Source organism: Roseibium sp. SCP14 (assembly GCF_040329475.1).
GTDB lineage: Bacteria > Pseudomonadota > Alphaproteobacteria > Rhizobiales > Stappiaceae > Roseibium.
In genome coordinates this window covers 48,078-60,326 of record NZ_JBDZYH010000003.1, presented here as the reverse complement: position 1 = coordinate 60,326, position 12,249 = coordinate 48,078, and the positions used below count along the sequence as shown (strand labels likewise).

10 protein-coding genes are annotated in these 12,249 nt (G+C 55.0%); 3 read left to right on the top strand and 7 right to left on the bottom strand.

Annotated elements, in window-relative coordinates; genetic code table 11:
* The first annotated feature begins 91 nt into the window (after positions 1-91).
* Complete coding sequence (locus ABLQ08_RS12935; RefSeq protein WP_352942771.1) at positions 92-622, top strand: Hpt domain-containing protein; 531 nt, start codon at positions 92-94, stop codon at positions 620-622.
* A 23-nt stretch (positions 623-645) separates the two neighbouring features.
* Here the strand turns inward: ABLQ08_RS12935 and ABLQ08_RS12930 are convergent, their stop codons facing one another.
* The 3 genes from ABLQ08_RS12930 to ABLQ08_RS12920 form a co-directional block, all read right to left on the bottom strand.
* Positions 646-1,806 (bottom strand): ATP-grasp domain-containing protein, encoded by a 1,161-nt coding sequence (locus ABLQ08_RS12930; protein WP_352942768.1) that lies wholly within the window; start codon positions 1,804-1,806, stop codon positions 646-648.
* 221 nt (positions 1,807-2,027) lie between these two features.
* Positions 2,028-3,266 (bottom strand): metallophosphoesterase, encoded by a 1,239-nt coding sequence (locus ABLQ08_RS12925; protein ID WP_352942766.1) that lies wholly within the window; start codon positions 3,264-3,266, stop codon positions 2,028-2,030.
* A gap of 555 nt (positions 3,267-3,821) precedes the next feature.
* Positions 3,822-5,594 (bottom strand): adenylate/guanylate cyclase domain-containing protein, encoded by a 1,773-nt coding sequence (locus tag ABLQ08_RS12920; protein ID WP_352942763.1) that lies wholly within the window; start codon positions 5,592-5,594, stop codon positions 3,822-3,824.
* 313 nt (positions 5,595-5,907) lie between these two features.
* Here ABLQ08_RS12920 and ABLQ08_RS12915 point away from each other — a divergent pair, with 313 nt between their 5' ends.
* Positions 5,908-6,291 (top strand): GFA family protein, encoded by a 384-nt coding sequence (locus ABLQ08_RS12915; RefSeq protein ID WP_352942760.1) that lies wholly within the window; start codon positions 5,908-5,910, stop codon positions 6,289-6,291.
* 81 nt (positions 6,292-6,372) lie between these two features.
* Here ABLQ08_RS12915 and ABLQ08_RS12910 read toward each other — a convergent pair whose 3' ends face one another.
* Complete coding sequence (locus ABLQ08_RS12910; protein ID WP_352942756.1) at positions 6,373-6,831, bottom strand: avidin/streptavidin family protein; 459 nt, start codon at positions 6,829-6,831, stop codon at positions 6,373-6,375.
* Positions 6,832-7,103: 272 nt separating this feature from the next.
* Between ABLQ08_RS12910 and ABLQ08_RS12905 the strand changes: the two genes are divergently transcribed.
* Entirely contained in the window at positions 7,104-7,898 is a 795-nt protein-coding gene (locus tag ABLQ08_RS12905) for an acid phosphatase (RefSeq protein ID WP_352942754.1), read from the top strand.
* 41 nt (positions 7,899-7,939) lie between these two features.
* On the opposite strand, the gene ABLQ08_RS12900 is transcribed toward ABLQ08_RS12905, so the two are convergent.
* The 3 genes from ABLQ08_RS12900 to ABLQ08_RS12890 all read right to left on the bottom strand — a co-directional run bounded on the left by ABLQ08_RS12900 (position 7,940) and on the right by ABLQ08_RS12890 (position 12,042).
* Positions 7,940-9,358: a metallophosphoesterase gene (locus tag ABLQ08_RS12900; RefSeq protein ID WP_352942751.1), complete on the bottom strand. Its 1,419-nt coding sequence runs from the start codon at positions 9,356-9,358 to the stop codon at positions 7,940-7,942.
* 116 nt (positions 9,359-9,474) lie between these two features.
* Positions 9,475-10,629 carry a DUF2336 domain-containing protein gene (locus tag ABLQ08_RS12895; RefSeq protein ID WP_352942748.1) on the bottom strand — a complete coding sequence of 385 codons (1,155 nt, stop codon included), beginning with the start codon at positions 10,627-10,629 and terminating at the stop codon, positions 9,475-9,477.
* A gap of 102 nt (positions 10,630-10,731) precedes the next feature.
* Positions 10,732-12,042: a transglycosylase SLT domain-containing protein gene (locus ABLQ08_RS12890; RefSeq protein WP_352942746.1), complete on the bottom strand. Its 1,311-nt coding sequence runs from the start codon at positions 12,040-12,042 to the stop codon at positions 10,732-10,734.
* Positions 12,043-12,249 lie beyond the last annotated feature (207 nt).

The window sequence follows — 12,249 nt, the reverse complement described above, 5'->3', positions numbered from 1 at the left end:
CGGCTGCTGGAAAGAGCCTGTTAAGTATGTTTGCCGATACTCGGCCAAGCAAAATTCTGTGCTGCTTCGCGAGACAAGGACAACCGCTGCCATGGCTGATGCCGCCAAGGAACAAGAATACGAAATCGTATCGCCCCCTTCAGACTTGCGCAGCAAGGTTCGCGAGCTGACGCCGCGCGAAGCCAAGAAATTCGATCCGGTAAAGGCGGCCGAGGCTGCACTCGAGCGGCTGTCGCCTCACTTCGGTAACTGGATGGACAATGAGACCAAAGCGCTGAATGGTGCCTGGAGCGAAGTTCAGTCCAGGGGTCTTTCGGAAGACACGCTTGCGACCCTCTTTCAGGCAGCACACAACATCAAGGGTCAGGCCCTGACCCTCGGTTTTCCGCTCGTTGGTCAGGTTGCGTCCAGCTTTTGTCATCTGATCGAGACCGTTCCCTCTCCTGAAAAACTGCCGATCCTGCTCATGAAGCGCTATGTCGAAGCGATTCGAGCCATGGTGCTGGAAGGCGCGAAGGACGAAGCCAACAAGACCGGTGTGGAGCTGCTGGAGACGCTGGAAACCGTGACCAATGATTTCCTGGGTCAATTCCCTTCCAAGAACAATGAAAAGGACAACTGAGGGCAAGTTTTCAGCCTTGCAGCTCAAGCCTCGTCCGGCAGCGGCGAGCCATCCCAGATGATGTCTCCAAGGAAAATATCCGAAAACGATTTGTGCTCTTCATAGGCCTGATGCTTGTATTTAGAGCGCGCCATGAACGAATAGACAAACGGCAGATAGTCGCGCTGCGAGATCAGGGCGTCCTTCGCTGACAAAAGGCTCTTGACGACTTCCGGCGTGGATTGATCAGTTGCACGCCCGTAAACGAGATAAGAGTCATATTGCCGGGACTTTCCGGCCGGAGCGTGAAACAGGCTCTTACGCCCGTTCAGGATCGCATCGCCGATAACCATTTCATCGGTCAGGAAAACGCCGGCGGTCACACGCGGATTGCACTCCATCAGGATCGGTCCATCTTCGGTACGCCGGTAGTCAAAGCCGATAAACCCCGAGTAGTCATAGGCACTGCAAACGGTCGACACGATCTCAATGGCGGCAGCATCTTCTATGGATGTGAACCGAACCGAATAGCCGCCCCCGGCAGCAATTGCAGGCTCATAAACGGAAACGACAATCGGATTTCCATCGCGCGCGATACACATGACGCATGTATCCTTGCCCTCGACATACTCCTGAACAAGCCATGGATTTGTCTTTGTCGGAACGCACTTTTCGAGTTTCTTGCTGTCAAGCTCCTTGCCATGACTGGTCAAATGACCGATCCCTGCACGCGAGAAAGCCGGCCGGGCAAAGAAGTCGTCAAATCCCGCGATGGCTTCGACCAGTTCCTGGTGGCTGAATGCGATCTTCGTTGGCGGGGTCTTCAGTCCCAATCTCTCGCAAACGCCGACAAAAGCTGCTTTGTCGTGAAGCTCAGACAACACATTGAAATCTGCTGCAAATCTTGGCACAGGCAGAAGATCTGCGTAGCGCGCGAGGTAAATTCCATCCTCGAATGTCGGAAGTATCAGGTCGATGGATCGGTCGCGTGCGATCCTTGCGATCTCTTTCGTGTATCCGATCGGGTCCTGTGAAGCAGCGGGCACGATATGCGCCTTGTCGATAAATCGGGAGTGTAACGCCGGGGCTACGTCGAAACTGTCCGCAACTTCAACCGCGGCGCCGGCCTTGTGAAGTGCGTGAACAATACCGGTTGCAGGCATGAACCGCCCAGCCGTGACCAGAATGCGCTTACGTCCAGACATAGCCTTCCTCCCTCCTGCACCAAAACGCAGTTCAATCTCGGCCGACCTGCAATCGAACACGCATTCAATCTTAGATGGGTTTTTGGTAAGGGGCCAAATCGATACGTACAGCGGAGTTCCACGCCGATGTCTCAGCGCCGAAACGGCAAAGCGGTCAAGCCTGAAGACCATCCTGCCGTCCGGTGTGGATGTTTTTCACCGTTTCGACACACGGTAACCTCTTAAACCCCTTCTGGGACGCAGGTCTCAACGGAAGCTGGCGCGGCACAGTTTGCGGCTGCCTCACCATTTTGATCGAAAAACGTGACGTCCAACCCGTCTTGCTTGCGCTCGATCATCCCGAAGCCGAATTGATTGTAGCCGAATACATCGCCCGTCACACCATGGCCGACCGGGAGACCGTCAACTCGTCCTTCCGGGGTCGTATAGAGCCAGACGCCACCGTTTCCGAACGTGATCTGGACGGGGTTTCCGGGAGTGGAAACAAGTTGCGCAAAATGCAAGTCGCCTGCGACAACACCTGACACGAGGCGTGGCAGCATGTCGGCAAAGGCCTCGCGCTGGATGGACTCAAGTGTCTCCAACTCATTGGAATCCCGCTTCTTGCTGCCGTAGCCCCACAGCGGAGTATGGGTCAGGACAAGCGTTTCCCTATCGAGCCGAGGCAGGATATCGGTGAACTGTTCCTGCATGGCACGGAGCCTGTCCCAGGTATAGGTGTCCCTGTCACGAGTCGAACTGTCGATGACAGGCAGTTGCAAATCATCAAACTCGACCACGAAAGGTGCTTGATAGTTGTCACACATCAATGGGTCACGCATCGGTCCGGCGGCCAGATAGCGATCGAACCCTAGCCAGGCCCGATTGCAGTTTTCATGATTGCCACGCACAAAAACGAAAGGATGCGTGCTAAGCATAGCCTGACCGGGCGCAAAGAAATCGGCTTCCCAGGTTCGCCAAGTGTCTCCATATGTCTCACCGCAAACAGCCGGATCCAGGCACTCGGTTTCACGATAGTAGTAGTCGCCGACATGTATCGCGAAGTCGGCCTCTTGATCTGCAATGGAGGCTGAAACTGTTTCAAACGGCCATTCTTCAGGGTCGTTGCAAGCCTGAACCGGCGACCCGTCTTTCAGCCGGCATCCGGTATCGCCAATAACGAGCATCTTGTCCGCCTTTAGAGGACGAATCGGAAAACTGAGTGTATTCACATGCGCGCTTGCAACCGATGCATCCGTCGTGAACTCGCAAACGAGATTTGGAAAATCCGGCATTACGCCAGCCCGCACGTTCATCGCGTGCTGCTCACCGTCGATCACAATTGCCGGACAGGTGCTATCATCGATGATCGCCCGAAAACTCTGTGTGCGTCCATCGTTCAATTGGGTCCAGTGATGAAGCACGTCTGCATGTGCCGATCCGGCAAACAGAACAACGCATAGTGTTGAAACGGTTCTCATGGGCGGTCCTCACATCGTTGGTCACGTCTCGCAATACGATTGCGGGGACCGCCAGGAAACGACCCTGAGCATTCGGTTTGCATGCCCAAGATCTAGTAGGCCTCCGGAAGCATACCAGTGAAATATTGGTAATGAACTGCCTTGATCGGCACGGCGTGTTCATGATTTGCCATCGCAGATCCAGGAGGTGCGAGAGTGAGTGCGACTTTCAGTGAGTGAACTGCAACGGTAAATCGCCTTGCCTCACGTAAAAGCGCAAGCAACTGAAGGAAATCGAGAATTTTACGACCTCCTCGCTTCGCCCGACGAGAGTTGCCATCATGACCCGTTCTCACTTCGTAACGAGGATAGCATTGCATTATCGCACTCCGGATCAGCTGAAGCGCTTTCAAAGATTTTGGAAACCTGCAAATTGACGAGGCTCTGTTTGAAGTGGCCGGATGTTCAGTCAGATTTCCTTTGCGCATCACACTTCAAGCATTGCCTTCGGTTTTCAGCCGCCACGTTAGCCAGGGATACTGCCGTCAGCGCTTACCATCCAGCATCCAGCCCTCGTCAGCCATCGAGCGCATCCCTGAGCCCCTTACCCAGTCCGACTGCTGAGAATGCAGCCTCGAACCGGGCCGCATCTTCCGTTCGACCAAACCGGACAGGCCGCTTCGTCAGACCGGACAAGTTCGGATAATTCTCAAGCAGTTGCCGCCCCAGGCTCACAGCCGCATCCCCATTGCCCTGCAACCACAGCAAAGCCGATTGCACCAGCTTGTTGCGCTCCATTTGCGGATCGCTTTCAACAAGGCGTCCGATGACCTCCGAGGCGGCCTCAAGATCTCCGGAAACGAAATTGGCGATCGCGAACTCGCGCTGATGGCGGAAACGGTGAGGATCTTCACGGCTGACATCGAGAACACGCTTTAGTGCTGCCACTCCTGCCTTTGCCTCTCCCAGGTGACATTCGACAATCGCGATCATGCCATGCGCCCCCAAGAGATCGGGGTTCACGTCCAGCGCAGCTTCGGCATGAAGGCGCGCACGGTCAAAATCACCAGACAGATCATGAGACAGGATCGAGACAACCAGATGAGCAAAGTAGCTGTCCGGTTTCAGTTTTACCGCCCGCTCGGCCATCTCGCTCATCGCCTTGCCCGTTTCAGCGGGTGGCGCCACCGGCGAAAACTCAAACCGTCGGAACAGGCAATAGGACAGCATCGCCAGCCCCATGGAATTGTCCGGTTCACGAGCAATCGCGGCGCGCAGACACGCTTCCGCCTTGTCGTTTTCGCCGGGACCGTGAGCAAAAAAGGCTGCCCCCTTTCTGAGCAACTCCCCCACAGACAACTCGTCATTCGAAGCGTTTCTCAGCCGCTCGAACTCGACGATCTTCAATTTCACGCGAATGGCAGCAGCCACGCCCAATGAAATATGCTCTTCCAGATCGAAGACGTCGTCACTGCTCGCACGATCATACTGTTCGCTCCAGACCTGAGTTCCATTGGCGGCTTCAATCAGGCTGAACGTCAGACGCAGGCGGCCACTTCGGCCGCGGACAGAACCTTCGAGGATGTAATCAGCATCAGCATTTGGCGAGGACTGCTCGTGGATCACCCCGATTTCGGAGTGCCGGCTCAGACTGCGGACAAGTCCGTCTCTCAACCCCTTTGCCAGAAACTCCGCTTCCTCATCCCCGGCAACGCTGAAAGTCCGCAGCACAAGTGAATGATCCGGCTGACGGCTCTTTCCGGTAGAAGCAGAGGTCGGGCGACTAGCCTTGCCGCCTCCCCAAGAAGACTGAACGTTGTTGTCTCTTTCTCGTGATCTCAGATGAAAAACCCGTACCGGGTGGTCAATGTTCTTCAGCTCATGATCACCGCAGTCGACAAAAGACAACGCGAGACTGTGACGCACCTCTTCATGAACCTTGTGCGAGATACAAACGCCCGCGACCTTTCCCAATTCCTCCAACCGGGCTGCAATGTTGACGCCTTCTCCATAAAGGTTGTCGCCATCAACCATGACCTCCCCCAGCTCGATACCGACGCGAAACCACATGTGCTGCAACTCGGAGCGGCCCCGGTTGCGCTCTGCAATCCGGTCCTGGAACTCCACCGCACACAACACGGCAGACGATGGGCTGGAGAATTCAGCAACCAGGGAATCGCCCGCGCCGCCGAATACACGGCCGCCGTGAGCATCAATGCTCTCTTCGATCAATTCGAGACAACTTTTCAGAGACCGCAGCGCACCGAGCTCGTCCCGACCCATCATGTTGGAAAATGCAACAACGTCGGTGGCGAGAATGGTAGCTAACTTGCGTTCGACCTCAGGCATCGGTCATTGGGCCCAAAATCCATGGAAGGATAGTCTACGTGGACATGGTCAAGCACACAAACCTTTCTCCAATTGTGTCGCGTCCGATCAGGTTCGCAAACAATGAACAGAAAGATTGGGCATAGTCGGACCCAGATTGCCCACGTCCAGACCCCGCTCCACCGTCGAAGATGTTTCCGGGAAGACGGAAGGCCCCACGCACCGGGCGTCTTCAATCCTGAAAAACGTCGCTATTACGCATCGTTAGACCGCAATACAACAAGGGTTCCCAAACCCTGGCGAGAAAATGGAGCCAAGAAACAAGGAGCACCCCATGCGCGGAAGTTGTCTGTGTGGCCAGGTTAGTTACGAAATCCTCAGCACGCCGAGACAGGTTGTCGGCTGTCATTGCAATCAGTGCCGAAAATCGTCAGGCCATTACGTGGCTGCCACGCAGGCGCCAAAGGAGCAGTTGAAAATCCAAGGGCTTTCAAACATCACCTGGTATCAATCCTCGGAAACCGCCAAACGGGGCTTTTGCAGCACGTGCGGCAGCCAGCTCTTTTGGACGGAAACAGGCAGCGAAAACATTTCGGTCATGGCAGGGACACTTGATGGCCCCACCGGTTTGACGATGGATCGGCAGCTCTATCCGGAGACAAAGGGAGACTACTACCCCCTGCCGGATGCAAAGACAGTGGATCAATCGACACTCTGAAGAGATCATTCGCCGAGATTTAAATGCCGGAGCACTTCCCGAGAGGCTCCGGCAGATTTCCTTGGCCTGCCTCTCTCGCTTTCAAACACTATGGTCGGGATCCTTGCTCAACCTTTTGAAATTGTCTGCGCCCGACCAGGCTTTCACCCAGCCATAGGTGTCTTCCGGATCGCCTTTTTCTAAATCGGGAACCAGATGCCAAAGCGTCGACAATTGCTGGTTCGATGGATTGTCCGGATCAGGAAGAACCTGTCCGGCCCAGGCCGTGAGAGAATGAACTTCTCCCTTGCCATCGTCCTCGAACCGAAAACTCACCGAAAAGACGATATGATCGTTCGTGACGTAACCGCTAAGCGGGCATCTGACCTCCAGGGGGACGCGTCCCTTTGCTGTCTGATACGTTCCCGTCACGGAGAAGTGCTCAGATTTTTCCGGCGAAGTTGAGTGAACAATCTCACATAGCCGGAGCCTCATGACCGAGCCTTTGGTGTTCTGCCAGGTACCGAGCCAGCGATCTCTGGCTTCTTCGATCGTATCCATCACCTTCTCCCAGTTTCTCTAACCGAGTAAGCTCCTGAAAAGAGCGGTAAATCACGATAGAAACACGTAATCCTGCCTCAATGAGCCGGAGCTTGTTTCTGCTTGGCGCCGAGGGCAAGGTAAGATCAAAGTCGAATTTTACCGGGCCTGCGCCTTTGTCGCCAGTGGCGACACCAAATTCGTTAAAGTGACTGACACTGCAAGTCCGATCAGACAAAACCGACCACCATCCGGATGATCAATAGTTACCGATTGCACGCGAGGACCGGATCATGACCGTGAAATCTGCACTTGCCATCGTGATGTTTGCCATTTTTTCAACAACACCCGCCGGGGCCAAAGATACTTCAGGCTGGGGGCACCACTGGCCGGACGGTTATCTGGAGAAGTCTTCGCTTCCCGACAGCCTGTCCCTGCTGCCGCCATCCCCGACGTGGGGAACGCCCCGTCAGCTGATGGACGAAGCCTTGAACGCGGAGGCCCTGGAGCTTGAGGGCACTGCACGCTTTCACCTGGCAACCAAGGATGCAGACCTCAATTTTCCAAACGCAGCAGACAATTTCTCCTGCGCATTGGGGATCGAAATAAGTGTCGAGAAAACGCCGGTGCTTTATGACCTGATGCGCAAAACCATGACTGATGCTGGACATTCAACAAAAACTGCAAAGGAAAAGTATCAGAGGAAGCGCCCGTTCCAGGTGAATGGCAAAACAACCTGCACGCCGGATGACGAAACATTCCTGAGCCATAACGGCTCCTATCCATCCGGCCACGCAACCATCGGGTGGACCTGGGCACTTATCCTGGCACAAATCTCGCCGGACAGATCAGATGCAGTGCTCAAACGCGGCATGAGCTTTGGTAACAGCAGGGTCATATGCAATGTGCATTGGCAAAGCGACGTTGTGGAAGGAAGAGTTCTGGGTGCCGCCGTCGTTGCCAAGTTGCACGGCGTTGCTGAATTTAGATCCGACCTGGAAACCGCGAAAACGGAAGTTGCAGCAGGTCAGAGCCCGTCAACGGACTGTGCAGGAGAAGCAGAAACGTTGAAGTCCTGGCTGCATTGACAATTTCCGACGAGTTTTTCCGAACGGATTCAGTCGGGAGATCATTTCGGAGGAGCGGACCCGTTGTCGCAATAACATCTGGCAAAGCTGTCTGGCTCCAGCGCCTTCATTGCACAAAGATAAGCCGACATGTCTTCGCTTGGCAGGTTGCCGTGTCCCACCTGAAAGTACAGACGGTACTTCGTCTCCGCCTCGCCACCATGCTCTATCGCAGCGATGAGTTCAGCAACGCTCTGGGTGGAGTATTTCGAGAGGCCGTAAGTCTCTGAAAACACGTATTCCTCTCGCCATTCACCGGGCACACTCAACGACGCGCTCTCAAGATTGCCAAGAGCGTAGGTTGAAAAATCGACAATGGCCGCTTCGCCGGAAGTGAAACCTGCAACTGAGAACCCGGGGTTTTGATGATAAATCGGACTGATTGCCGGAACGATTTTTTGAGCGATCAAGGGAACGGATCCAGCCCCGCTCAAAAGCCGGTAGTCATCCATGTGCGTGTGACCGGCAATGCTCGTCGTGACCGTGGCCGAGAACTTACGCAGTATGTTGAGAAACTCGGTTGAAAATGGTTCGCGCAGAAAGGGTACGGTTTTCGCGGTACATTCGGTCTTGCTGCTGCGGTTGGTCGAGAATGCATCAATCCCCCATGGGATATGGTGCACGAGCCACACCTTCCCTCCAGCCGCTTCCTGTCTGGACAATTGATCACGCAGCCAGTTCAGCATGTCATGACCGGCAGTGTCGCCCCCCTCTCCGCATGCATTCCGATATTTCTCCGACCACAACACATCATTGAGAACGAGTATCTTTGTGTCCGACAATTGAGGATGCTGCGCCACATAGTAACCGCCCGCGCTGTAGGTTTTGTCGAAGCCGGGTGTTAGCAATTCGGACCCGACAAGTTTGCGTACCATCTCCCGCGTGCCGGACAAGAACCCTCCTTTCGGGGTTATCTGGTAGTCTCCGCAGTCTGAATCATTGTTCCCGAGGGCAAAGATAATCGGCCTGCCGGGCAATTGTGCCGCCAACCGCTCACCGACAAATATGGCGGTGTCTTGCTTTAGCTTCCGAGCCTCTTCCTCCGTGATGGAAGCCCCCAGAGCCTCGCTGGCTTTCTTCTCGAATTCATGCGCCAGAATATCGCCAACCAGAAATGTCAGCTCCACGCCCGCCGTGTTCGCGGCAAAGGCTCGCAGTGAGGAATCCAGTAGCGCGAAGTTGGTATCTTCTCCCCACGTCGACATCTTCTGATTATCGATCGTTGCAAATATCTCGGTCCAGTCTTCGACCGGTCGCGCAGCCAATAAGCTGCTCAAAGAAGCCGGTTCAAAGGGATTGAAGTGAATATCCGAGATGAGCGCCAGTTTATGGACCTTCTCCTGTGCAATGGCAGGTACGCTCACGGTTGTCAGGCCACAGCACACAAGCAAGAACAGGACGTTTATCAGCCGGCTCCACATAACAGAGAACCTCCCGGTTGCCCGTATCGGGCAACGTGCCCGACCTTCCGCCATTCCCAATTATAGGGCGGCGCCATTGGCCGGAAACAGTTTGGGAGAAACTGCGCGCCCCCGGATCAGGCCGCGTTGGTGATCTGCTGCATACTGTTCTTGACCAGCTGCCGCGCTTCCAGGCGAGCGACATCTATCGCAAAGCGCCGCAGGAATGCGGTCACGTCTTCATCTGCGCCAAGCGCACCGTCCTGCATTTCTTCCAGAAGCGTCTCGGTCAACATTCTGGCCTCGTCGAGCGCGAGATCGTAGCTGAAATCAGCGTCCGCCTGACGAGCGACATCGATTGCCAGCAGAAATGCCTGGTGTGACCTGAGCGGCAGACCGGCCTTTCTCAGGATCGCCTGCAAGGCAGAGCGGCGAACAGTCACCAACAACCGGCAAAGGCGTGGCAACGGAACCTGACCAAGATTGGCGAGAGCCGCTGCAAAGAAACGCAATCGTCCGCAACACACGGCCCTGAGCAACAACCGGGTGGTCAGCTTCCCGTTAGCGCGAAGATGTTCGACAAAGTCGGGCAGGTCTTCAGCTCCTGCTTCCAGTGCCAGTCTGAGGACGACCTTGTCTTCCGCGTCACTCAGAAATGTGGGTCTTTGGTTTTCAGGCACACGTTCCAGAACGATTGGATGATCATCCAGGTTTGCTGCGAGCCGCATCAGCAATTCGTACCTCGCATTGAGAGGCAGATCCCGGGTCTTCAGCAACTGATCACAGATTTCCGGACGGTCTTCAAAACGTTGCGCAATCCGCAGCAGAGATGATTGCAACACGTTTGCACCCGCATTTTGCAACATTGCGCGGCAAGCGCTTTCACTGCCCACTTCGCAAATAGCGGCACAAACCGATGCGGAGAGTGTCGACCGTTCTGCGATTGCCAACTGGGCGGCTTCACTGCCCTCTGCAAACAAATCGACCAGTTCGGCGTCTGAAAAAATCGGAGATGCCTTGAGAATGGGCACGGCCACTTCATCGACATCGCTTGCCAGACACCGAACCACATGTGCCGGTGAATGGGACGAGGTGGCCAGAATCTTGGCGATTGCCTTACGTACCGCCCGGCTTGGGTCATCTAGAAGGACTGTCAGTGCTGTTGCCATGCTTGCCCGCTCCTGGCTGCCGGTTTCTGCAGCCAAATATCGCTCTGCAAATTCCCGCGCGGCCTGAGTCTCCAGAGTGCACTCATCATCCTGATTCAACTGCAGAAAGTCGTGTATGGTCATGGCGATAAAACAATCTTCCCAAATGTCGGAATCGATTCTGACATCAAAGGTTTAACGATCGGTTCACCATAATTCTGACAATGTTGCCGCGATCTCGAATTCCTAAGCTGGCGGCAGCAGGTCTTTTTGCTCTTCTTCCGCCTTCAGCCGCAAAAAACGTGTCAAATCAAGAGGTCCACCTTGATCAGCCAGCGCAAGTTCCTGAGCGGTTACCTGGCTGGATGCACCTGACAAGGTGCTGAAGGGAACGGCTTCCTCGACAGCCTGGAACGCTGACGCAAAGCGTGGATTGACGTCTGCTTCCGACGCCCCCTGATCATTGCGAAACATCGCTTCAAACGGATTGCTTGTATCGGACGCCTGAAAAGCCGACAGAACCTGATTTGTCGCTCTTTCCAGGTCCGCTCCGTTGATTGACGCAACGACAGGAGGTTGAGCTGACGCAATCTTACCAGAGCTAACGGCTTCGTCACGCCGCGAGCCGCCGGCGTCCGCTGTCCGGGAGGTTTCATCCGGCCTGCGGCCTGGAACCGGGACTGCCGCCTTGGCCAGTTCAACGGCACCGCCAAGCGGACGCGCGCCCTCCCCCGCACCCGCCGCTGCGGTCGCCTGAACGGGTACCTCAGGTTTGCCTCGCATTGCAAAGGCCGCTGCTGGATCACCCGCGAGATGATCAAAGTTCTTCGGATCCACGAGCTGACTGGGATGGGCCGGCTTGGCATTTGGCAAGGCAGCAATACTTGTCAGGCCACCTGAGAGGCTTGACTTCTTGGCCCCTCCCGCCTCGGCAATCATTGTCACCGCATTGTGCTTGGAAACGATGACCTCATAAACTTCTTCAATAGAACGGGCACTGCCGTTGGGGTGGTAGAAGATAGGCTTGTTGGCCTGAGCCTGCGTTGAAAACATGCTGTCGGCACGCATTTCCGGATTGGTCAGCGCGGCATCGATCAACCTGCTCGCCCCATTGGCACCAAGGAAATGGGCCATGTAAAGTTCGCCATCAGTCGGTGCACGACCGATACGACGTTCAAGATAACTGGCATTCTTTTGCGTAAGCGCTCCGGCCATCATCGACGAGATTTCCGGATCCTTGCGCAGGTCGAGAATTTCCTGGCGAACTTCCGGATCACTGACATGATACTTGCCGCTGCTCGTCCGTTGGATCTGTTCTGAATACTTGTCGAGCCCGTGTTTCGGGCCAGCTTCCTTCATTGTTTCGAGCCAGGTCGATTCAATGAACTGGAACAATCCGGTTGCGCTTGACGTCTGAGCCTTGGCAGACGGATTGAATGACGATTCCCGCGCAGCTGTCTTTACGAGGTACTCGAAGGAAGTACCTGTGGAATTACTCGCAGACTCAAACGCAAGCTCGATCCGTGACGCGATCGAGGTAGTGTCAGCAACATGCATGACGCTGTCTCCTCGACGGAACTATTTATTACTTCGTTAACCTTCGCGCCCAATTGGTTAACAAATCCTTAACAGTCCGCAAGTCGCTGAATTTATTGCAATTAGAGCACCAAACACGGCCCTGTCATTCGTAAATATGCCAATGAATCTTGCGAATTTCGGGAGAAAACCGCGAATTCCCATCTCTCTTGTGAAACCGTGCAGAAC

Excerpts from the sequence above, each read along its gene's own strand:
- ABLQ08_RS12935 (WP_352942771.1), top strand. The coding sequence starts at position 92 with ATGGCTGATGCCGCCAAGGAACAAGAATACGAAATCGTATCGCCCCCT.
- ABLQ08_RS12930 (WP_352942768.1), bottom strand. The coding sequence starts at position 1,806 with ATGTCTGGACGTAAGCGCATTCTGGTCACGGCTGGGCGGTTCATGCCT.
- ABLQ08_RS12925 (WP_352942766.1), bottom strand. The coding sequence starts at position 3,266 with ATGAGAACCGTTTCAACACTATGCGTTGTTCTGTTTGCCGGATCGGCA.
- ABLQ08_RS12920 (WP_352942763.1), bottom strand. The coding sequence starts at position 5,594 with ATGCCTGAGGTCGAACGCAAGTTAGCTACCATTCTCGCCACCGACGTT.
- ABLQ08_RS12915 (WP_352942760.1), top strand. The coding sequence starts at position 5,908 with ATGCGCGGAAGTTGTCTGTGTGGCCAGGTTAGTTACGAAATCCTCAGC.
- ABLQ08_RS12910 (WP_352942756.1), bottom strand. The coding sequence starts at position 6,831 with ATGGATACGATCGAAGAAGCCAGAGATCGCTGGCTCGGTACCTGGCAG.
- ABLQ08_RS12905 (WP_352942754.1), top strand. The coding sequence starts at position 7,104 with ATGACCGTGAAATCTGCACTTGCCATCGTGATGTTTGCCATTTTTTCA.
- ABLQ08_RS12900 (WP_352942751.1), bottom strand. The coding sequence starts at position 9,358 with ATGTGGAGCCGGCTGATAAACGTCCTGTTCTTGCTTGTGTGCTGTGGC.
- ABLQ08_RS12895 (WP_352942748.1), bottom strand. The coding sequence starts at position 10,629 with ATGACCATACACGACTTTCTGCAGTTGAATCAGGATGATGAGTGCACT.
- ABLQ08_RS12890 (WP_352942746.1), bottom strand. The coding sequence starts at position 12,042 with ATGCATGTTGCTGACACTACCTCGATCGCGTCACGGATCGAGCTTGCG.